The sequence below is a fragment of the Alteriqipengyuania triglochinis genome (genome assembly GCF_054655655.1).
Map to the genome: position 1 here is coordinate 638,801 of NZ_BAAHNC010000002.1, position 20,550 is coordinate 659,350.

At 57.2% G+C, this 20,550-nt stretch carries 18 protein-coding genes; 14 read left to right on the forward strand and 4 right to left on the reverse strand.

Features of this window, described 5'->3' with window-relative positions; all coding sequences use genetic code 11:
- The first annotated feature begins 14 nt into the window (after positions 1 to 14).
- The 4 genes from ACYQ0L_RS08895 to ACYQ0L_RS08910 all read left to right on the forward strand — a co-directional run bounded on the left by ACYQ0L_RS08895 (position 15) and on the right by ACYQ0L_RS08910 (position 3,746).
- Positions 15 to 593: an antitoxin Xre/MbcA/ParS toxin-binding domain-containing protein gene (locus ACYQ0L_RS08895; protein WP_459788729.1), complete on the forward strand. Its 579-nt coding sequence runs from the start codon at positions 15 to 17 to the stop codon at positions 591 to 593.
- Positions 590 to 1,078: an RES family NAD+ phosphorylase gene (locus ACYQ0L_RS08900; RefSeq protein ID WP_459788730.1), complete on the forward strand. Its 489-nt coding sequence runs from the start codon at positions 590 to 592 to the stop codon at positions 1,076 to 1,078. Before ACYQ0L_RS08895 ends, ACYQ0L_RS08900 begins: the two co-directional genes overlap by 4 nt.
- Before the next feature lie 517 nt (positions 1,079 to 1,595).
- On the forward strand, positions 1,596 to 2,339 hold the full coding sequence (locus ACYQ0L_RS08905) for a hypothetical protein (RefSeq protein ID WP_459788731.1): 744 nt from the start codon (positions 1,596 to 1,598) through the stop codon (positions 2,337 to 2,339).
- A 369-nt stretch (positions 2,340 to 2,708) separates the two neighbouring features.
- Positions 2,709 to 3,746, forward strand: coding sequence for a toll/interleukin-1 receptor domain-containing protein (locus ACYQ0L_RS08910; protein ID WP_459788732.1), 1,038 nt, complete (start codon positions 2,709 to 2,711; stop codon positions 3,744 to 3,746).
- A gap of 341 nt (positions 3,747 to 4,087) precedes the next feature.
- Here ACYQ0L_RS08910 and ACYQ0L_RS08915 read toward each other — a convergent pair whose 3' ends face one another.
- On the reverse strand, positions 4,088 to 5,287 hold the full coding sequence (locus ACYQ0L_RS08915; protein WP_459788734.1) for a tyrosine-type recombinase/integrase: 1,200 nt from the start codon (positions 5,285 to 5,287) through the stop codon (positions 4,088 to 4,090).
- Positions 5,288 to 5,290: 3 nt separating this feature from the next.
- Positions 5,291 to 5,467 (reverse strand): helix-turn-helix domain-containing protein, encoded by a 177-nt coding sequence (locus tag ACYQ0L_RS08920; RefSeq protein WP_459788735.1) that lies wholly within the window; start codon positions 5,465 to 5,467, stop codon positions 5,291 to 5,293.
- 118 nt (positions 5,468 to 5,585) lie between these two features.
- On the opposite strand from ACYQ0L_RS08920, the gene ACYQ0L_RS08925 reads away from it, so the two are divergent.
- The 8 genes from ACYQ0L_RS08925 (at position 5,586) to ACYQ0L_RS08960 (ending at position 15,913) form a co-directional block, all read left to right on the forward strand.
- Positions 5,586 to 6,152, forward strand: a complete 567-nt coding sequence (locus ACYQ0L_RS08925) for a hypothetical protein (RefSeq protein WP_459788737.1) — start codon at positions 5,586 to 5,588, stop codon at positions 6,150 to 6,152.
- A 1,650-nt stretch (positions 6,153 to 7,802) separates the two neighbouring features.
- Positions 7,803 to 8,327 (forward strand): hypothetical protein, encoded by a 525-nt coding sequence (locus ACYQ0L_RS08930; RefSeq protein WP_459788738.1) that lies wholly within the window; start codon positions 7,803 to 7,805, stop codon positions 8,325 to 8,327.
- 109 nt (positions 8,328 to 8,436) lie between these two features.
- Positions 8,437 to 11,196 (forward strand): type I restriction endonuclease subunit R, encoded by a 2,760-nt coding sequence (locus ACYQ0L_RS08935; RefSeq protein ID WP_459788739.1) that lies wholly within the window; start codon positions 8,437 to 8,439, stop codon positions 11,194 to 11,196.
- Positions 11,196 to 12,542, forward strand: a complete 1,347-nt coding sequence (locus tag ACYQ0L_RS08940; RefSeq protein ID WP_459788740.1) for a restriction endonuclease subunit S — start codon at positions 11,196 to 11,198, stop codon at positions 12,540 to 12,542. The genes ACYQ0L_RS08935 and ACYQ0L_RS08940 overlap by 1 nt, the downstream gene beginning before the upstream one ends.
- The gene (locus ACYQ0L_RS08945) at positions 12,539 to 13,144 is read left to right on the forward strand and encodes a hypothetical protein (protein ID WP_459788741.1); all 606 of its coding nucleotides are present in this window, start codon (positions 12,539 to 12,541) and stop codon (positions 13,142 to 13,144) included. Before ACYQ0L_RS08940 ends, ACYQ0L_RS08945 begins: the two co-directional genes overlap by 4 nt.
- Positions 13,137 to 14,054 carry a DUF5655 domain-containing protein gene (locus tag ACYQ0L_RS08950; protein ID WP_459788742.1) on the forward strand — a complete coding sequence of 306 codons (918 nt, stop codon included), beginning with the start codon at positions 13,137 to 13,139 and terminating at the stop codon, positions 14,052 to 14,054. Before ACYQ0L_RS08945 ends, ACYQ0L_RS08950 begins: the two co-directional genes overlap by 8 nt.
- A 24-nt stretch (positions 14,055 to 14,078) precedes the next feature.
- On the forward strand, positions 14,079 to 14,474 hold the full coding sequence (locus ACYQ0L_RS08955; RefSeq protein WP_459788744.1) for a hypothetical protein: 396 nt from the start codon (positions 14,079 to 14,081) through the stop codon (positions 14,472 to 14,474).
- Positions 14,471 to 15,913, forward strand: coding sequence for a type I restriction-modification system subunit M (locus ACYQ0L_RS08960; RefSeq protein ID WP_459788745.1), 1,443 nt, complete (start codon positions 14,471 to 14,473; stop codon positions 15,911 to 15,913). Before ACYQ0L_RS08955 ends, ACYQ0L_RS08960 begins: the two co-directional genes overlap by 4 nt.
- A 163-nt stretch (positions 15,914 to 16,076) precedes the next feature.
- Here ACYQ0L_RS08960 and ACYQ0L_RS08965 read toward each other — a convergent pair whose 3' ends face one another.
- Together ACYQ0L_RS08965 and ACYQ0L_RS08970 are read right to left on the reverse strand one after the other, a co-directional pair.
- Positions 16,077 to 17,027 carry a hypothetical protein gene (locus ACYQ0L_RS08965; RefSeq protein ID WP_459788746.1) on the reverse strand — a complete coding sequence of 317 codons (951 nt, stop codon included), beginning with the start codon at positions 17,025 to 17,027 and terminating at the stop codon, positions 16,077 to 16,079.
- Positions 17,028 to 17,186: 159 nt separating this feature from the next.
- On the reverse strand, positions 17,187 to 18,653 hold the full coding sequence (locus tag ACYQ0L_RS08970) for a hypothetical protein (protein WP_459788747.1): 1,467 nt from the start codon (positions 18,651 to 18,653) through the stop codon (positions 17,187 to 17,189).
- Positions 18,654 to 19,057: 404 nt separating this feature from the next.
- Between ACYQ0L_RS08970 and ACYQ0L_RS08975 the strand changes: the two genes are divergently transcribed.
- Positions 19,058 to 19,915, forward strand: a complete 858-nt coding sequence (locus ACYQ0L_RS08975; RefSeq protein WP_459788749.1) for a bis-aminopropyl spermidine synthase family protein — start codon at positions 19,058 to 19,060, stop codon at positions 19,913 to 19,915.
- Positions 19,912 to 20,499, forward strand: a complete 588-nt coding sequence (locus tag ACYQ0L_RS08980; protein ID WP_459788750.1) for a hypothetical protein — start codon at positions 19,912 to 19,914, stop codon at positions 20,497 to 20,499. Before ACYQ0L_RS08975 ends, ACYQ0L_RS08980 begins: the two co-directional genes overlap by 4 nt.
- Positions 20,500 to 20,550 lie beyond the last annotated feature (51 nt).

Below are 20,550 nucleotides of genomic sequence, written 5' to 3' on the forward strand. Positions count from 1 at the left end.
CCAAAGGAGCATCCATGAGCAACGCATCTGAAAAGGCGAAACCTGGTAGGCGAGCAGCCGGTCGCGGTAAGATTGGTTCTAGGGCAGCGCATCTCTCAAAAGATAGCGCCAAGCCGGCAAAAAAAATTGTGCGTGGGGTCACGAAGAAAAAGAAAGTGAGCGGTAAAGGCTATTACTTTGGAGTCTATTCCGCCTCTCCCACTGAGCGGATTAGCATGATCCGCGAGGGAGTGCCTGCTCAGCGCGCCAAATGGATTCTTAGAGACCTAGGTGTTGAACAGCGAGATTTTTTCAATGCCTTAGGTCTGAAGACGGCCACGGTTAACAGAAAGGTGAAGGATGATGACGTCCTTTCCTTTGCTGAAAGTGAGCGTTTAATCGGATTCGCAAAGCTTGTAGGCCAATTAGATGCTATTGTGGCAGAGTCAGGTGATCCCGAAGGCTTCGACAGTTCGGAATGGATGTCGCGCTGGTTGTTAGACCCTCTACCTTCGCTCGGAGGCAGAAAGCCAATCGAGTTCTTGGATACTATGGAGGGCCAGACTATAGTTTCAAGCATGATCGCTCGAATGCAAAGCGGAGCGTATGCGTGAGTGTCACGGTATGGCGCATCGGTACAGATACGAAGACTTACACAGCTGATGATCTAAGTGGGAAAGGTGCCGAGAAAGATGGTGGCCGCTGGAATCATCCAGGAACCCCCTTGGTCTACGCATCTTCAACACGGTCGCTTTCTGCATTCGAAACAGTAGTGCACCTCAATGCCGGTAGCCTACCTCTGAACCGTTATCTCGTCGAAATCGAGATTCCCGATTATCTTTGGTCAAAACGAGAGACGCTCGAGTTGGAAGATGCGCCGGTCGGTTGGGATGCTGAGCCAGCAAGTAAGACCTCCATGGATCACGGAGACTCGTGGGTGAAGAGCCGCTCAGGGCTACTACTTTGTGTCCCTTCGGTTATCGTCCCTGAAGAGCATAATGTCTTACTCAATCCTGCCCACGCAGATATGGGAAAGGTGTCAGCTCGAAAGATTCGAAAATGGATCTATGACACGCGCCTCAGAAACCGAGAAACCTAATAACAAGTGGGTTAAATTCTCAAATCAAAAACGAAAGCAATGAGGGCAAAGAAACGGAAATTCTCCAAAGACTGGTGCCCATCTTTGTTTCTTTTGGACACTAGTCTTTCATCAGGCGCTTTCAGAACTTTAGGGCGAATGACCCTTCGGCTGATCACTCGCTTTGGGTCCTGTTTGGGTCACTTTGGGCAGCGAGACCGTGTTAACCCGAGCCAGTCCCAGGTAGTTTCGATGGACTGTTGGAAGCCAAGTGAAGCATCGTAATTTGGGCCGGAGGGGGGATAGTCAGCTGTCGGGTCAAAGCCCGGCCAGAGTGACCTTTCTGCAGTTCTCGTCTGATCTGAGTGTGCCCCATGATACGCTTGAATCGATTTGATGAAAGCGATCTGCATATTTGACGGGGGTTTAGCCGATGCTTGTCGATTTCCAGCTTAATTCCCGCCTATTTATTGGCTTTGCGGTTCGCCTCATTGTGGCTTCGCGTTGACTTGTGTGGAGTGGGGCATATCATCGAAAGATGTCATGCCTGATTTGCAGCGAACCTAAAACTATTGAGGCGCACTTAATTCCTAAAGCTTTCGTGGCCGAGGTAAAGAACGAGCGCGGCGAGCAACATCTGATCCTGCACAAAGGTGACCAACGACCCAGAGTCAGCAATACTGGGATTTATGATCGCGGTATTTTATGCGGACCCTGCGACTCCATTTTGGGCGCCTACGAGGGCTATGCGTTCGAACTGCTGCGTAAGCTGCGGGCGACGAAATCCCCGCTAGGTGGCATCATTAACGTGGACCCGATCGACGGCGATCGTATGGTGCGGTTTGCGGCCGGCATCGTGTGGAAGTATGCAGTGACCACACAACCAGGGCGGATCAGGGTTGGCCCGTATGTTGATGTGCTCGCCGACGTGGCGCTGCGCGGGATGTCGATCCCGGCCTCAGTCGATGTTGCCATGCTTAGAGTTGTGGAACTAGACGGCGACGTATATTTTTATCGCACCCCGATGCCCGACCGGAAGGACGGTGTGAACGTCGTTCGCTTTACTGTTGGCAGCTTCCTCTTCTTCCTAAAGATCGACCGGCGTCGCAACGGACCAACGCTTCCGAGGGAGTGCTGGCTTAGAGGTCGGGCCAAGGGGGCTTTTCTCGTCGGCCCTGCCGAACTCACCGAAGAGGGCCGCCTGCACCGGCAGCTTGCGACAAGCCCGCCCTCACGGCGCTTCTTCAGAGTGATGCGATCGCGGAAGGCCCAACGGCCGTGAACACATCAAACTTCGGCAAACCGCTCCGCCCCATTTGCTATAGAGATGCTTAGTAGGGCGGTGTCGATTTTTTGACAGCTCACCTAAACCATACCTCCAACCAAATGGCCGTTCGACGCTCGGTCTACCGTTTATTTCAGATACGCAAACCCTACCGAAAACATGCTGGTCAAAGAGATTACCAAGTCGGCACGGAGCGCGCATTTGGACCTAATTCCTGATGATTGACCTAGGGACCGGGGAAGTGGAAAATCGCATACTGCATATCGCTTGCGATTGCTCTCGTCCGTCGGCAATCTGTTGATGACCCCTGATGGCCATCCGGCCTTTCAGAGGGCTAACTGTTTAATAATAAAAGGATGCCGACGAATGGCAGAAATCTTTGTTAGCCACTCGACGGCCGATCGCGAACTTGCCCAATTGTTTGTCGACCTTTTGAAAGAGGGCATTGGGGTTCCGGAAAAGGCAATCTTTTGTTCCAGCATAAAGGGGCACGGCATTCCGTTCGGCGAGGACTTCAACGAATACATGAAGTCGCAGATCCAAACGCCGAATCTAGTCTTTCTTTTGATGACCCCTTCCTACTTGGAGCGTCCGTTCTGTCTCATGGAGCTCGGAGCGGCTTGGGCGAAATCGCTAAAGGCGCTACCCGTCGTAATGCCAGGTGTAAGCTTCGATAACGTAAGCAATACCTTGGGCCTGAAGCAGGGTTGGTTAATTGAGGACGAGACCGGATTAATCGATTTGCGCCTGATGGTTCGTAAGCACGTGAACGTAGAGGAGCGTGACGATCATACGTGGGAGAAGAAGCGAGCCGCTTGGAAGGTAAGCTTGAAGAAAGTCCTTAAGGATCTCGCGAGGCCCAGCAAGGTTCCGGCAGCCGAGCACAACGCATTAAAAGCTAGCGCTGCTAGCCAGGCCAACGAGATTGAGGCATTGCAAAGCCTGCTTGAAGACGCGAACGAGAAGATAGAGATCCTCAAGAACGTTAAGGATGCAGTGGCTTTAAAAGATGCGTTGGCGACAACGGGCGGAACCTCTGGCGTTGAGGCAGAGTTCGAAGAGCTTCTTGATGCGGTGAAGGCTACACGCCCTAGCCAAACTTCGAACAGCGTATTTAAGCATATTATCCTAGATTTTTTCGATCTCTCACCTTCAATTAATTGGTTCGCTGTGGATCGTGAGGAATTCGAGCGAGCAATTCAGTATAAACTTCTTTCGCCAGAAGATGGCCACCCGGTCAAATGGGACGGGCCGAAGCTGAAACCCCTTCACAATGCGATAAACGCTGTGGTGGCCTTTCTTCAACATGAAGAAGGTGCAGAGCTTGCTAGGCAGAAACAGGCCGAAGGCGAACCAATGGAGCCCGACGATCTGGCTTTCTGGGAGTGGCATCTCACTATCTAATGACTGGAAATGCCGCTTTCATCGTTAGAGTGGCCTTGCATTCGATCCTGTAGGAACGGCCGGTTTTGGTTTACAGAACGAGCATCTCAAATGAATAGAAACAGGGCGCATGGCCGACCTTAGCGAGGCAAATCAGCCGAAATTCTCCAATCATTTGAGTGCCCATCTTTGTCCTCTATGGGGCACCATCACCCTGTTCGTGGAAATTCGCGGAAGGGCGCAAATACCTGAAAAACATACGATAAGCGCCGGTCGGTGTCCGTGGCTGCTCGCCCTTGTGTGCCCGTATTCGCATATTGAAGGGGGTCAGTTTGGGGGTCTTTTTTGGGTGCGGCGAAGCGTCACTCCGCCCTGGTTCCCTTCAAAGAATCGATTCTATCAGACCACCATTGCATCATGCGGACGCGCTCATCCCAGTATTGCGTGCGGTTGTAGACGGCACGAACGGCGTTGCCATCTTGGTGCGCGAGCGCACGTTCGATCGCATCGGGGTGGAACTCCCCGCTCTCGTTCAGAAGCGACGAGGCGGTGGTTCGAAAGCCATGGGCTGTCATCACGCCGCCGTAGCCGAGCCGCTTCAGAGCGCCGTTAACGGCGTTCTCTGAGAGAGGCTTCTTGGGGTTGAAGCTTGGGAAAACGTATTCGCTGTAAGCGGCAACGTCCTCCATCGACCTGATGATGTCCAATGCCTGGCGCGAAAGCGGCACCCGGTGCTCACGCCGCATTTTTGTCTCCCCTGCCGGGATCGCCCAGACGGCGGTCTCGAAATCAACGTCTGCCCACTTCATTTGCCGAATCTCGCCAGGCCGTTGAAACAGGTGCGGAGACAACTTCAGGGCGGCGTTGGTCGATGCATGTCCGCCATAGGCGTCAATAGCCCGCAGTAGGTGCCCCAACTTGTCGGGTTCGATAACAGCCGGATGATTACGAACTGTCGGAGTGGCGAGCGCACCATGGAGGGCAGGTGCCGGATTGTGCTCTGCGCGCCCTCTCGCATTTGCGTATTTGAAGACGCGGCCAACGAAGGAGCGAAGCCTGCGAGCGGTCTCGCGCCGGCCCGAAGATTGGATGTCCTCCAGCACCGCCAAAAGCAGAGGTGCCGTAAGCTCTCGCACCGGAATATGGCCGAGCTTGGGTTCAAGCAGAGATAGTAGCCATTCGTTCTTGCTGCGCGTGGTCTCGGCGATTGCATTGTCGCCATCATTTGCACGCTTCGCGATGAACTCCCATGCGACCTCGCCGAAGGTGTCAGCGGAGGTCTTCGCGGCTTGGAGCTTCTCTTCTCGCCGTCGCGCCAGTGGATCGATCCCATCGGCGACTAGGGCGCGGGCTTCATCCCGTTTTGAACGAGCAGCCTTCAAGCTCACTTCGGGAAACGGGCCGAAGCTGATCTTCTTCTTCTCACCGCGGAAAGAGTAGCGAAGCTGCCAGCGTTTCGATCCTCGGGGTGAAACGAGAAGGTATAGACCCCGCTCGTCGGGAAGCTTCCATTCTTTGGACTGCGGTTGGGCGTTTTCGATTTCCTTGACCGTCAGAGGCATCGTTCAGATGCCCTCGGCATTGCGTTCGAGAAGAGCATCGACGGACTCAGCGGTTATGAGAGTGCTCGCGCCGAGTTTGATGCGCTTAAGCTCGCCTAGGCTCATCAGCTTGTTGATCGTTGTGGCGCTAAGGCCGAGGGCTTCCGCCACTTCTTTCACCCGGTAGGTCTTTCGTTCCAATTCGGTTCTCTCTTTTGGCGCCGTCGATGCCTCTGACAGGCTCTGACCGTGCGCAGGTTGCAGTGCGTATGTTATTTAACACGCGCTTTGCCCCGAGTGCAAGAGAGAATTGACACGCATGCATGCACCGCTGCATGCAGCGCCCATGGGAAACAACTATCCACTTTCCGACACGCCGGCTGCACGGATGCTCTCGGAGGGCTTGGCTCGCGCCAAGGAAGAGCAAGGACTGAGCGTTCGCCAGATTGGCAAAATCATGGGCTACAAGACGGCCGTCGTCTTGAGCCACATGGCTCTTGGGAGAGTTCCGATCCCGATCGACCGCACGATGGAGCTGGCCGACATTCTCAAGCTCGACAAACGTGCTTTCCTGCAAGCTGTGGTGCGGCAAAGGCACCCCGAAGTTCAGTGGGAGTTACTATCGGGAAACGGGCTCTCATCCGGCGCCGATACTCTCGTCATGGAATTGCAGGCGGCCCTAGGTGCCTCAGTTGGCGAACTTAGCCGAGAGCAACGATCAGTGATGCGTGAGGTGGCGGCAGAACGCTCCCCTCGTCGACGATGGCTTAGTGTGCACGAACTTCATGTGGTGGAGGTGTTGCGCGAGCTCTTTCCTCATATGGCCTGCGATGGCGTCGATCCGAGCGACCTAGAGAAGATCAAGCTCATAGTCAGGGACATGTAAGCCCGATTGATGAGGTGGTGCGTGTCTCTGGACACGCAACCATGAACGCTCGCCGGTGACGGTAGGTGGGCTAGGCGATCGCGCTCGGGGTGTTCCTTGAGCTCAGGCAGGCCGAGGCGGGCACGCCGAGGTCTCTTCGCTGGTAGAGACCGAAAGCTTAAGGGACATGCCGGAAAGGTCCAGGCTCTTTCTCGAAACTCCATACCACACGCCGAGAGTTTCTTTGACAATTTTGACAAAAAACGAAGCGTCAGCTGTATCTCCCCGAAGGGGAGATATGTCTCGTTATGTGAATTTATTGAATCTTATTACAGTCAGAGATTACTCACATGTGAGCATATGGTTTTTATGTAGTCCGCATTTGATAGTCCCGATGGCGGAATTCTGAGACCCCGGGGAGCAACCCGCTTGTCGGAAAATCACTCGGCGTGTAGGCTTTGACCCCGTGCCCGTGCTACCTTCAAAACGCTTCCCTCGCTTGGCCAGCTACCTCAACGGCCGGTTGAGGTTGGCGCCGACAGGATGTCTCGAATGGACGCATGCGGTCACCCCTGATGGCTACGGTGTGACAACAGGAAAGATGTCAGTTCTTTATGGGTCACAGCTCGTCCATCGCTTAGCATTCAAGTGCATTCACGGTTCTTTTCCCGATGAGGGCCTATCCGTGAGGCGCACATGCGGAAATCCGTTATGTTGTCACCCGGAGCACATGATTGCGAGTTCGCTTGGGACCGACAAAGCCAGATCCATGAGCAAACGTTCGAAACTCACTGAACGAGATGTTCGAGCAATTCGCAGGAGCGATGAGAGCAAAGCCAAAATCGCCCGAAAATATGGGGTCTCCTGGCAAACGATCGACAATGTGATCAGTCGGAAGACATGGAGCGATGTGACTTAAGATCACGGATTTCGCTTGCGATTCAGGGCGATGAGCGGTATAAGGTGCCTCACAGCGATTGGTGGCGATACCACCCCTCGACCGGAGGTTAAGCTGGCCCACCTGGAGCCCATCCCAGCACTGTAAATGACACAGGCCCGTGACCGGCGATTGGTTCGGGCGTGGTATCTCGACCCCTTGCGGTCATGCCTGATCGATAGGCCCTCCAGCCAGAGGTTAGTCGGCAATCCCGCCCCGTATGCTCGGTGAGGCGGAGTTTACCTGATCGACGAGACCACTGTGCCGATGCGTATACCTACGCTTCCTGAGATTATTGCTGGCTGGCTTGATGCTGGTGCCAAGTTCCTCCCCGCCTTCAAATCTCATAAGTTTCCAAGCCCGACTCGTAGACGGCGTCGCGCTCCCACTACGGCGGTGAGTGCAGCTAAGGGGCGGTCTCATGTGGGCCGGGTCACGATTTACGCCCTCGCCTGCTGCTTAGGCACCAAATCTCGTGCGGTTGATGGAAGTTGCCGCAACTTGATTGAATTTGGAGAAATTCGAGCCCAGCCGCTTTTCGCCCCTACACCGGCAACAACTCCAAAGCGCAGAAAGCCGATATTCTACGGACATAAATGCTCAAGCCCCTCGTTGACGCCATCAATCGGTGTCGGGCCGACAAAACCCATCAGGTCCATTGCATTACCCACCCGTATCCCATTCGGGGGGCACGTAGACCTTGCTGCATCTACAACAGCAAGAAAGTCTTGAAGATGAAATTTCACCTCTACCAATGCATCATCGAGCGCGAGGATCGTAAAGTGCGCGCACATATAGTCGCGCCTTCGCATGACCGGGCCTGGATGACCCTCATCGAACACGAGCGGACATTTGGCCGCGAACACAATGATCTGTCGCTTACGCGGGTGGACGACACGCTATGCCAAGACCACCGGCGCGGTCTCGATCAGCTTCTACGGACGGCTCCGGTGGGTTTCGCCAGCTACAGCCCGATCGGGTGGATCGCACACACCGCACCCGTAGAGCAGCTCAAGCTCTTCCGGCTGGTCGATGATGACAGTGACGACCTCTATGCGGTCGCACCGAATGTCGACATAGCCGCGTCGGTGTTCACCGTGGCGTTGGGCGTGCCTACGGACGGCGCGAAGATGCTGAGGATCGCAGACGGTATGGTCGGTCTGCCCGATGATCAGCGGGCCAATCTTCCGCGACTGCTCGAATTTGGCCCGATCGGTATCGTGGAATTCGATCCCATAGCCGGCTGGTCCCACAGGTAGCCGCCGGTCGACCTTGCATCGATCTGGAATACCATTTCGATGCAAGGTCGGGCATCGGCATGGCTCTGTTTTTGTTGCCCGCCTCGTCCGATGTCGGCAAACAGGCCGGGTGAGGGGACCGGAAGACAGCGCGCGCGATCACATAGATCACCTGCTCGAAGCAGCGGGCTGGGCGTTGCAGGATCGGGACCAATTCGACCGCAATGCGTCTGTCGGCGTGGCGGTGCGCGAGTTCCAGCTGCCAGCTGGCCCATGCGACTACCTGCTTTTCGTCGATGGTAAAGCGGCCGGTGTGATCGAGGCCAAGAAGTCCGGTGTGACCTTGAGCGGCGTTGCCGAGCAGTCCGACAGATACATGGCAGCTCTGCCGGAGCACATGGCGCGGTGGGATGACATTCTCGTCTACGACTACGAGAGCACCGGTGACGAAACCTTCTTCAGGAACCTACGCGATCCCAAGCCGCGGTCGCGGCGATTGTTCGCGTTTCACCAGCCGGCCACCTTGCGCGAATGGTTGCTCCAGCCGGACACTCTTCGGGGCCGCCTGCGCAACATGCCCCCGCTCATCAAGACGGGGCTGCGTGACTGCCAGATCGAAGCGATCGAGGGGCTGGAGACATCCCTCGCCGAAGATAAGCCGCGTGCGCTGATCCAGCTCGCTACAGGCGCTGGCAAGACCTTCACGGCGTGCTCCTTCTCCTATCGGCTCATCAAGGAAGCCGGAGCGAGGCGCATCCTCTTTTTGGTCGATCGCAACAACCTCGGCGATCAGACGCTGAAAGAGTTCCAGAACTTCCACCCACCAGGCGCCGCGAACCGCTTCACCGACACCTACATCGTGCAGCACCTACACTCGCACCGCCTCGATCCCGATGCCAAGGTCGTCATCACGACGATCCAGCGGCTCTATTCGATGCTGCGCGGCAGGGAACTGGACACAGAGGACGAGGAAGAGTCGGCCTTCGAGAAATGGGAAAAGGCGGACGCGGAGCAGCCGCCAGTCGAATATAATCCCGAAATCCCGATCGAGACCTTCGACTTCATCGTTACCGACGAATGCCATCGCTCGATCTACGGGCTTTGGCGCCAGGTGCTCGAGTATTTCGACGCCAGCATCATCGGACTCACGGCCACGCCGTCGAAACACACGCTGGGCTTCTTCAACCAGAACCTCGTGGCCGAATACCCCTATGAGCGCTCAGTCGCCGACGGGGTGAATGTCGGATACGAGGTGTATCGCATCCGCACGCGGATTACCGAGGAAGGGGCCACGCTGGAAGGTCAACCAGGCTTCCCCGTCCCGGTGCGTGACAAGCGCACGCGCAAGGTGCGCTATGAGGAGCTGGATGCCGATCTCGAATATGAGGGCAAGGATCTCGACCGCTCGGTGGTCAATCCGAACCAGATCCGCACGGTGCTCCAAACCTACAAGGATCGCGTCTTTACAGAGCTGTTCACCGACCGCACCGGCGAGTGGCTGCCCAAGACCCTGATCTTCGCCAAGGACGACGCGCATGCCGAGGAGATCGTCTTGGCGGCTCGCGAGGTATTCGGTGAGGGCAACGACTTCGCCAAGAAGATCACCTACCGCAACACCGGCGAAAGCCCGAAGGCGATGATCAAGGCGTTCCGCGTCGATCCCTTCCCTCGCATCGCCGTTACCGTGGACATGATCGCCACCGGCACCGACATCAAGCCGGTCGAAGTGCTGATCTTCATGCGCGACGTGAAGTCGGAAGGCTATTACGAGCAGATGAAGGGCCGGGGAGTGCGCACCATCCCCGATGCCGACCTCAAGGCTGTTACGCCTGACGCAAAGACCAAGACCCGCTTTGTCCTCATCGATGCGGTCGGCGTGTCCGAAACCAAGAAGAACGCCAGCCAGCCGCTGGAGCGCAAACGCACCGTCAGCTTCGAGGCGCTGATGGAACAGATCGCCATGGGGCGGCGTGACGAGGATGCGATGTCGTCGCTCGCTGCACGCCTCGCAGCGCTAGATCGCAAGCTGGGTGATGAAGACCGGCAGCGGGTTGCCGAGGCTACTAGCGGCAGCACGCCTCGCGACCTCGCCAATGCGCTGCTCGATGCTATCGACCCCGACAAGCAGGCGGAGGCAATCACTGCCGCGCATGGGCCCATGGCATCGAAGGAGCAGGAGGATGCGGTGGTCGAGCAGTTGGCCGACACCGCCTGCCAGGCTTTCGATAAACCCGCAGTGCGCGGGCTCCTGAAGGACATCAAGGCCAAGACCGACATCGTGATCGACGAAATCACCACCGATGAGGTGATCAGCGCTGATTTCGACCTCAAGCGGTCGGAAGAGACCATCACCAGCTTCAAGCAGTTCATCGAAGATAATCGCGATGAGCTGACCGCGCTGCAAATCCTCTACAACCAGCCGCTCGGCAAGCAGCGTATGACCTATGCGGCGATCCGCGAGCTGGTGACCGCGATGAGCGAGAAGCCGCCCTACCTCACCACCGCCAATGTCTGGCAGGCATACAAGCGGCTGGATGCGGTGAGCGTGCGCGGGGCGCCGGTGGACGAGCAGCTGACCGAGGTGGTCAGTCTTGTCCGCTTCGCCCTAGGGCAGGCCGACGCGCTGGAACCCTTCGCCAGCGTGACCGCACAACGCTTCAACCTCTGGCTCGGGCGAGAGAAGAAGGCGGGGCGCGATTACTCGTCCGAACAGGAGCTGTGGTTGCGCAAGATCGCCGCATTCATCACCGCGAACGCGGAAATCACACCGCGCGATTTCATGGAAGCGCCCGCCTTGTCGGACGAGGGCGGCATCTTGAAGGCACGCACGCTGTTCGAGCCCCGCTTTACCGAGATGCTGGATGAGCTTCAGACGGCGCTGGTGGCGTGATGGAGGACAGCGAAATTCCGCCGGGTTGGCACAACGTTACCCTCGAAGATGTTGCCGCCTTCAATCCCGGCGTAGATAAGTCCCAATTTATGGCGGAAGACGAGCTGCCTTTCGTGCCGATGCCCGCGGTCGAGGCGGAAACAGGCCGGATCGATGTGAGCGAGCGGCGACCATTCAGCAAGGTGAAGAACGGTTTCACCTCCTTCGAGACCGGCGACGTCCTCTTTGCCAAAATCACGCCCTGTATGGAGAACGGCAAGATGGCGGTAGTTCCGCCACTCCCGCGCAACGTGGGCTTCGGCACGACCGAATTCCATGTCTTGCGGCCCACGGGCGCAATCGACAATCGGTTCCTCTACTACTTCGTATCCTCGTCAGCAGTGCGCCACGAAGCGCAGCACCACATGACTGGTGCTGTCGGTCAGAAGCGTGTGCCCAAACGGTTTCTGGAAACAACGCAGCTTTGGCTTCCTCCACTCCCTGAACAGCAGCGCATCGTCGAGAAGATCGAGACGCTGTTCGCCGAGCTCGACAAGGGCGAGGAGGCGCTGCGCGAGGTGCAGAAGCTGCTCGCGCGCTACCGCCAGTCAGTCCTGAAGGCCGCCGTCACCGGCACCCTCACCGCAAAGGGACCGACCGAATGGGTGCCGGTAGTGTTGGGAGATTTGCTCGCTGACATTCGCTATGGGACGGCAAAGAAATGTCGGCCGGACGTTGCAGGCACACCTGTCCTTCGCATTCCGAACGTAGTCGGTGGCGACATCGATTTGGCAGACCTCAAATTCACCGAGCTGACCGAGAAAGAGCTCGAAAAACTCTCTCTGCGCGAGGGGGATATGCTGATCGTCCGCTCGAACGGTAGTGCAAATTTGGTAGGTCGCGGAGCGATCGTCACAGCAGATGCCGAGGGCATGGCTTACGCCGGATACCTCATTCGGCTGCGGTTGGATCGCAAGCGGATCCTCCCAGCATTTCTCCATATCGTTCTGAACTCACCCGCAGTCCGAGCGCGCATCGAGCGGCAGGCAAAATCCACAAGCGGCGTCCACAACCTCAATAGTGCCGAAACGAAGGCTATCGCGTTCGATCTACCGGACATCGATAAACAGGCAGAGATCGTGGAAGCTGTCGAGGAAGCCGTCACCAGGATCGAGAAAGGCGAAGCATGGTGTGAGACCGAACTCAAACGCTCCGCCGCTCTCCGCCAGTCCATCCTCAAGGACGCCTTCTCCGGTAAGCTTGTCCCGCAAGACCCATCCGACGAACCCGCCGAAAAACTGCTCGAACGCATCCAGGCGCAGCGGGAAGCCGCCCCCAAGGCGAAGCGCAAGAAGGCCAAAGCATGAAGCTCCGAACCCCATTTATGTTGTCCGCTTTGGCGTTCGCATTGTCAGCGACTTCTGCCGCAGCACAAACACGCGACTTCGGTAGCGCAGGAGGTTTCGAGGTCGCTGGCAACGCATCTACAAGAGATAAGCCCGGTCTCTGCATGGCGACTTTCGAATATGAAGGCCCCGGATCGACCAAGACTGCGCTGGTGCGCCGCGCCGCCACTGAAGACCGGGAATTGGTCTTTCTTTCGGTCACCAATTACGAATGGTCGGCGGAAGAGGATCAAAGCTATGACCTGCACTACGTATTTGGCGATCATTTCTATGAACGCAGCGCCTACGGGGTGAAGGTGGATTATATTTACAAGGGATTCCTTTCGGCATTCCCTGCCGACGAATTCCTCGAAACCTACGCCAAGTCCAAATCGCTTCATATTTTCATGGGTGAGACCGTGGTCGATAAGCTGTCGCTGACAGGGAGCACGGCTGGCGTTGCTCTCTTCAACAGATGCTGGACTTGGCTGTTGGGAACCGAACGGGCGGCCGAGGCCGAGCGAGAAAAGTTCAGGGAAATCCCCAGAGATCCATTTGCCGATAAGGGCGACGACGATGAGTGACCTCAAACTCTTTCAGACTACAGCAGGCGCGCTGTGCGAGCTCGAAAGCTCGTCAGCGCCGTTGGAAAAGGGTCTCCAGACGCAGTTCGAGAAGAATCTCGATACGCTGCTCGGTGTGAGATTTCTCGCCAGCGAATACGCCACCACCCATGGCGGGCGCATGGACACGCTGGGCATCGACGAGAACGGTTACCCGGCCATCATCGAATACAAGCGCGACCGATCCGAGAACGTCATCAACCAGGGGTTATTCTATCTCGACTGGCTGATGGACCACCGCGGCGACTTCGAAATCCTCGTGCGCGATCGATACGGGAAGGAGGCTGCCGAGCAGATCGAGTGGAGCGCTCCGCGCCTGATCTGCATCGCAGCCGACTTCACCAAGTATGACGAGCATGCGGTGAAGCAGATGGGCCGCAACATCGAGCTGGTCCGCTACCGCAAGTTCGGCGACGACCTGCTGCTGCTCGAACTGCTGACCGCCGTGTCAGCCTCGGTATCGACCAAAGGAGCTTCGCCGACCAAGCAGGCAGGTGGCAGCAATTCGAGCTACAAGACCGTCTCCGAATATATGGATGACATGTCGCCGCAGCTCGCCGAGCTGTTCTCGGACGTTGAGACCTTCCTGCTTGGCCGCGGGGACGATGTGACGAAGAAGGTCACGCGCTTCTACCTCGCTTACCGCCGGATAAAGAACTTCGCTTGTGTGGAGGTTCGGCCCACACTGAACCAGCTGAAGATGTTCTTGAAGATCGATCCCGACACGGTCATGATCGAGGAAGATGGTTTCGCTCGCGATGTGCGCAAGATCGGCCATTTCGGCACTGGCGACCTCGAACTGACCATCGGCTCGCACGACGATTTCGAGCGAGCAAAGTCCCTCATCATCCGATCATACGAAGAAGGTTAGGAGCCCTATATCCGAAAGCGAATTATGGCGCCGATGATTGCTATCTCGGCACTCACGAGCGCTTGCGGCAGTTCAAACGAAGACAAGTTCTGCAAATCGATCGACATGCCCTCGGTGGAGATGTCACCGGTGACGAATTGGCGCGGAGAGGTTGTGGCATATGAAGGGAAGGATCGAAATGGACTGCCACTTCGAGTCGACCCGTCCAACTCGGAAGACTGGATATGCCTTACTGCAACGGAGGTGCGGGAGCGCAAGAATGACATGCAAATGCGTGAAGCACAGCGGGTAAGTAAGCTCGAAAAGGAATGCGCCGAGTATGACGCTGCGGGACCATCGTTTGATGCCATTCTTGCCTGCGAGAGGCTCGAAGTGAGGCGCGAGGAGGCGCAATCTGAGCAACAGGATGACGGAGCATGAGCAACGAGCAACTCGTTTCCAAGGTCTGGAACTATGCGCATGTCCTGCGCGACCAGGGCATCTCCTACGGCGACTACGTCGAGCAGATTACTTTTCTCCTGTTCCTCAAGATGGATCACGAGCGAGACGAACTGCTGAACGAGGCGTCGTCGATCCCGCCGGAATGGCGTTGGCCCGCGCTCGCCGGGAAGGACGGCGACGCGCTTGAGCTGCACTATCGCCACACGCTTGAAGCTCTCGCCAAGGTCGATGGGCTGATCGGCACGATCTTCCGCAAGGCGCAGAACAAGCTGTCCGACCCAGCCAAGCTGAAACGGGTCGTCAGTCTCATCGACAAGGAAGGCCCCTGGATCGGCCACAGCGTCGACGTGAAGGGCGAGATCTACGAAGGGCTGCTCGAACGCAACGCCTCCGAGGTGAAGTCCGGCGCAGGGCAATACTTCACTCCTCGGCCGGTGATCGAAGCAATCGTGAAGTGTGTCGATCCGAAGATCGGCGAGACGGTCTGCGACCCCGCCTGCGGCACCGGCGGGTTCCTGCTGGCAGCCTACGACCACATGAAAGGCCAGAGCCAGGATCGTGAGAAGCTGCGCGATCTGCGACACAAGTCGTTCAAGGGCTACGACATCGTGGACGAGGTTGTGCGTCTGTGCGCGATGAACCTCTATCTGCATGGTGTCGGGAACGGCGGAAGCCCGGTCGAACAGGCTGACACGCTGGCAGGCGATCCCGGTGCACGCTTTGACGTGGTGATCGCGAACCCACCCTTCGGCAAGAAATCGAGTTACAAGGTCGTCGGCGAGGACGGGGCCGTGACCACCGAGCGCGAGAATTACGAGCGCGAGGATTTCAAGTTCACCACCTCGAACAAGCAGTTGAACTTCCTCCAGCACATCCTGACGATCATGGAAGCTGAGGGTCGCGCCGGTGTGGTGCTGCCTGACAACGTGCTGTTCGAGGCCAACCGGGCCGGTGAGGGCATTCGCAAGCGCCTGCTGGAGGGCTTCAACTTCCACACGCTTCTGCGCCTGCCCACCGGGATCTGGTATAGCCCCGGCGTGAAGGCGAACGTGCTGTTCTTCGACAAGCGCCCAGCATCCAAGGAGGCGCAGACGAAGGAGCTATGGGTGTATGACTACCGCACCAACGTCCACAAGACCCTCAAGACGAAGCGATTGACCAGCGCCGACCTCGATGACTTCGTCCGATGCTACCGAAATCGACAGGAGACCGAGCGCTTCCGTCGCTTCAGCTTCGACGAGCTGATCGATCGCGACAAGCTGAACCTCGACATCTTCTGGCTGAAGGATGACAGCCTGGAAGACATTGACAGCCTGCCTGAGCCGGACGTCCTTGCGCAGGAGATCGTCGAAAATCTCGAAGCGGCGCTGGAGCATTTTCGTGGCGTAACCGAGGAGCTTGCCGTCGCAAGAGACTGAGCGCGGCAAGCATTGTGGTCCACGGTGTGCGCGAAGCCACGGCTGAGATTGCATACTGACCTATAGACGGAAGTCCTAGGACTGTGGGTTCATTAGCACCCCGGTGCTGCCTATCAGGCGCTGCACGGAAGCCCGGAGCCATCCACCGGCGAGCATCGGACCATTATCCGGCAGTCAGGTTCAAGACCGTCTGCATGCGGACATTTGCGGCCTCAACCTCGCGATGCAGTGCGTTCGAGATTGGATGGGTCGGTGAGACTTCGACGAGTATTGCAACCTTGATCGGCATCACTACCGGGTTGCCGCTCTTAGGGTTGCGCGCGACGGTAGGGAACAGAGCGATGCAGAGGACTGTGCCGACCGCCTTGCGCCCTTGGAAAATATTATCGACCACACTTTGACCGTTATCGATCACCACTTGGGATATCCATTTGCTTAACAGCTCCGTGGCCTGTGCAACGGGCACCCGCCAGTCGAGGTAGTAGCTGTCCTGCGGCCACAGCCCGGCATCGAGGATGCGGGGTGTCAGATGGAAGCAAACCATTCCCTCTTCGGCCGCTGATCGCTCGATCTGTTCGACACCCTTCACGAGGTGGTCGAGGATGTTCTGCGTGTGCTGCGACCTGATGGTTTTGAAAGCGTAGGCCCTAGCCGGTTTGCCGCTGTCATTGGCGATGACGTCAGGGTTGTCGCCGGACGAGTTGATGGGGTGATCGAGCGACACGTCGACATGGTCCGCCATGAGTAGGCAGGCCCAGTAGATTTCAATCAGCTTATTATAAACGTCAGCGTCGGCCGGGGGCTGCTGCGTGAGATGCACGGCTCCTTTGGCAAGCATCGCTAAATGCGGGACGAGCTGCCTGAAGGCCGGGTTGTCGCGGACGGCCATCACCTTTGCGGCGAGGTCGTGAACAGCGACGCCCGCCGCATATTCGTTGCGGTCGGCGTTGGGCGTCACTGGTAAACCTAGCCGCATTCGCTCGAGCACCCGCCATAAAGACAGCATATCGGCCCCGGTCGAGCGGTGTGCGCCAACGCTGATTCCGTAGTCTTCCAGTAATTCTTCCAACTCGTCGGCGAGGCGCATCGCATCGTAGAGCTCTACCTGCATCATAATCCTCCCAGCGATTGCCGATCGCGTGTGCCACACCGCCCCGGCAGTGCGCTACAGATGGACGAATTTCGTAACAGGGATTGGTGAGTCCGAGAGAAGCCCTCACCGTTTCCGCCCTCACTACGTTTTCTTCCCCAATACTCCTGATCGTTCCGTTGTTCAGACGATAGCACGATCGAGCTCATCGCTGTCCATCAGACGAATGATGATCGTCTGCGAACTGAGGACAGGTGTTCCCGAAGAATAGGAGACGTGTGACCCGTTTTCGAAACGGTGCTGCGTCGTTCCCGCGAACGTCTCCAGCGGAAGGGGTTTGGCGGCGTTAGGGTTATGGAAGACCTGGATCTCATCTGACCACCGCTCCCCTGAACCAGCCTCGATCAATTCGTCGAACATTTTGCCGACGACTGCGTTCGGATCGGGATCAAGGCGAAAGCCGATCCGGCGATAAATGTGCCGCTCAGGGGCATAGCCCGCGTCCACGCCCATGCGGTCGAACTTGGCTAGGGTGCCAGCATTGGAGAACACTACGGCAGACACGTTTTCCGCCCCTGGCTGATCGAAGAAGCCAGTCTCGACGGTCTTGGTCTTGTAGACGTGGTCCTCGACCTTCACACTCCTGATCGACAGCGCCCCGTTGATGAATTGCCACTCGACCCGTTGCCCATAAAGATAGCGCCAAAGCGCCTCCTGCGTGTAGGTCATAGATCCTAGCGAGGTTTCGTCACCCGGCTTGTGGAAGTCAGCGACGGCAATGGCAGAGGGTTTCCCGGCGCCCGGCCCCCGCTCCCAGTAGCTTTCGCCAGCCGCAGTCTTCTTGTTAAGCTTTCCGGTCAGGGCAGCGCCGAACTTGATTGGCATATAGTCCTTGAGGAATTCCTTGATCTCTTCCGGCGTTCTTGGGTTAGGGTGGTCAGCGAGCACGCCGCCCTGTGACGGAGCACAGGTCGTCGCTTCGAGCGTAAAATCGCCTCTGGGCGAGACACAGTGGAAGTCTGGCGCTTCCGGCTGGGTAACGTCATAACCCATCTCTCTCAGCATCGCCCAAAGGTAGAGTTCCCAAAGGCGCTGGTCGAACTGCTTGCTTTGGAACTCCTTGACAAAATGGGGGTCACTGGGAGCGAGCCAGGGCCCGAGTTCCCGGAGGACTGCCCTCGCTGGCGCGCGTCCGGGCGTCTCGATCAGAAATCGAAAGTTCGGATGTAGTGTCGCGGGATCGGTTCCGGGGGGCACCGCTAGAAGGTCCGTTGCATGATTACTCTCGTCGCCCTGCATCCCGAGCACAGCGAGGTCCTCTTCTGTGACGGCCTTCGCTATTCGCTCGCGAAGGCCGATGGTCGCATATTGAACCGAACGGAGTTCGGCATCATAGTCGGCCGAGCGGAAGCGCCCGTTTCGGTCGCGGACTAGGAGCGCCCAGTAGAAGTCGCCGTCCTGTTCGTCGCGTGCGACGAAGCCTATGACTCTTTCGTCTGTGTCCGCCCAATAAGATATCTCTTCGTAGAGATACGGCGCGAGGGATTTGCGTGTGCCTATCGCGAGAAGATTGAAGCGGGACCGCGCGATCTCCTTGCTCAGTTCCGCCCTCTTCTTTCGAGCCTCTCGCTTGGCCTTGGCCTCTCCCATCGATCCGCCCCTTTTCTACTGCGAGTGCCGTGGGACCGGGCACCGTGGTCAATTCAGCGTGCAGGTTGCGCTCGGTTTTCGTCAACGATCGATTAACATTCCTAGTTGGTTTTAGCAGCCGGAAGCGGATTTTGCACGATTTGCTTGGAGAGCTATTTGGCGCTTGGAAAACCGCGCTCTATCTTCATTGCGTTGTCACTACAAACGAGGCTAAATCATCCCGAAAATAAGACCTCTAAGTCCGCCCCCTAGACACTGCCGGAGAACAAGCCGCCGGACCTGTATTACGACTGTTGACGGTCACGCGCCAAGGTCTAGCTAGTCAAATATAGGAGCTTTCGCATTTGACGAGTTCGTAAAGCCAGTGGGGTTCTTGGAATTATAAAGTGAGTGGAGGAGCGTTCATGGCTTCGAACGAGAGAATACGAGTGGACATGCGAGTGGCGGTGAATGCAGTTTCCGACGTCGTCGCCAACCGAACCCGTCCGCTTCGCGAGTTTGACCAGATTCACATGAAGACCGGTGACATGGTCATGCAAAGCGAGGCGATCGCTGCATGGGCCGATGGCAAGCGTCTTGCCTTTATTGGCGACGGAGATGCGGTTTCTGTCGCCCTCGCCTACCTGAAGCAGCGCGAGGTGCTCGACTTCGGCCCGACGAAGATTATGCTCTTCGACTTCGACGAGCGGACGGTCAACTCGGTGAAACGCTTCGCCGACAAGGAACGTCTCGATTATCTGGACGCTGAGCTCTATAACGTTCTTGAGCCGTTTCCAGACACGCAGAAATTCGATTGCTTTTATACCAATCCCCCGTGGGGCGCTTCAAATGCAGGTGCGAGCGTCAATGCCTTCGTTCAGCGAGGCATTGAGGCAGTTCACTATGAGGGTGAGGGCTGTGTCGTTATCGCCGACGACGACGAGTTGAACTGGCCCAAGCAGGTTCTCGCCAATGTCCAAAAATACGCCTCGGAACGTGGCTTCTATGTGTCGCGCATGGCACGCAAGCTTCATGGCTATCACTTGGACGACGCCCCTGACCTCAAGTCATGCAATCTGTTCCTTTCGTCGATCCCGGGCAATGATGCCGTCAAGGTGGCGAGCGAAGCGCTCACCGACCCTGAAAGTCTGCGCAACTTTTATGGCGGCTCTAAGGAACCTCGGGTGCGCTACGTGAGGGAACTCAAACGCCCCGATTACGGGAAGGCGCCGGAGGAAGAATATCGGCTTGAACTCTTCGAGCAGGAAAGCGAGGCAAAGTGAACGAGATCATTCATCCCGGAGCAGGCCTTTTGTTCATGAAGGTCGGCACCCACGCGCAGGAGAGCCTAGAGGACATAATTGCGCGCAAAAGCGAGGAAATCGCCCAAGTCGGATACGGGTTGTGGGGGTATGGCGGGAACACTTGCCACCCGTCGACCATGGTGCAGCCCTTTGCCGAAGGTTTCGCTGCGAGAGGCCAGCCAATCCATCTCGTGATGGAGGAAATGAATTCCAATCATTTCGCCGAGCCGCTTTGCGCCAAGGAATATTCCCCCGACAATCTCAATTGGCATCAGATCCCGGCGGATATCCAAGTGCGCGGCTCGCGTTTTGCGCTGAAGATCGGAAGTTTGCGCATGACCGACGATCAATTGCCATTGAACGCGACCCGAGTGGCAGTCGGCCCCACCAGGGGCAGGCTCGGCAGTCGCTATGTCCAAGGCCGCGTCGACAAGGCCTGCCTTGAAGTTCTCGATCAGCCCGAAAACGTGAACGAGGAAGAAGAACGCACCATTCGGCCCATCAATCTAGTTGCGGACCTCGTGCCGCCTTATGCCGTGTTTCTTCGGGGCTTTCGCGACTGACCAATCCCTCGAGCCCTGCCGCGCGGAAAGCGAGACATTGCCTCTACCGGT

What these genes read in the sequence shown, in the direction of transcription:
- ACYQ0L_RS08965 (WP_459788746.1), bottom strand. Translation starts at nt 17,027, where the DNA reads ATGATGCAGGTAGAGCTCTACGATGCGATGCGCCTCGCCGACGAGTTG.
- ACYQ0L_RS08895 (WP_459788729.1), top strand. Translation starts at nt 15, where the DNA reads ATGAGCAACGCATCTGAAAAGGCGAAACCTGGTAGGCGAGCAGCCGGT.
- ACYQ0L_RS08905 (WP_459788731.1), top strand. Translation starts at nt 1,596, where the DNA reads ATGTCATGCCTGATTTGCAGCGAACCTAAAACTATTGAGGCGCACTTA.
- ACYQ0L_RS08975 (WP_459788749.1), top strand. Translation starts at nt 19,058, where the DNA reads ATGGCTTCGAACGAGAGAATACGAGTGGACATGCGAGTGGCGGTGAAT.
- ACYQ0L_RS08950 (WP_459788742.1), top strand. Translation starts at nt 13,137, where the DNA reads ATGAGTGACCTCAAACTCTTTCAGACTACAGCAGGCGCGCTGTGCGAG.
- ACYQ0L_RS08925 (WP_459788737.1), top strand. Translation starts at nt 5,586, where the DNA reads ATGCATGCACCGCTGCATGCAGCGCCCATGGGAAACAACTATCCACTT.
- ACYQ0L_RS08970 (WP_459788747.1), bottom strand. Translation starts at nt 18,653, where the DNA reads ATGGGAGAGGCCAAGGCCAAGCGAGAGGCTCGAAAGAAGAGGGCGGAA.
- ACYQ0L_RS08930 (WP_459788738.1), top strand. Translation starts at nt 7,803, where the DNA reads ATGAAATTTCACCTCTACCAATGCATCATCGAGCGCGAGGATCGTAAA.
- ACYQ0L_RS08945 (WP_459788741.1), top strand. Translation starts at nt 12,539, where the DNA reads ATGAAGCTCCGAACCCCATTTATGTTGTCCGCTTTGGCGTTCGCATTG.
- ACYQ0L_RS08915 (WP_459788734.1), bottom strand. Translation starts at nt 5,287, where the DNA reads ATGCCTCTGACGGTCAAGGAAATCGAAAACGCCCAACCGCAGTCCAAA.
- ACYQ0L_RS08910 (WP_459788732.1), top strand. Translation starts at nt 2,709, where the DNA reads ATGGCAGAAATCTTTGTTAGCCACTCGACGGCCGATCGCGAACTTGCC.
- ACYQ0L_RS08960 (WP_459788745.1), top strand. Translation starts at nt 14,471, where the DNA reads ATGAGCAACGAGCAACTCGTTTCCAAGGTCTGGAACTATGCGCATGTC.
- ACYQ0L_RS08940 (WP_459788740.1), top strand. Translation starts at nt 11,196, where the DNA reads ATGGAGGACAGCGAAATTCCGCCGGGTTGGCACAACGTTACCCTCGAA.
- ACYQ0L_RS08955 (WP_459788744.1), top strand. Translation starts at nt 14,079, where the DNA reads ATGGCGCCGATGATTGCTATCTCGGCACTCACGAGCGCTTGCGGCAGT.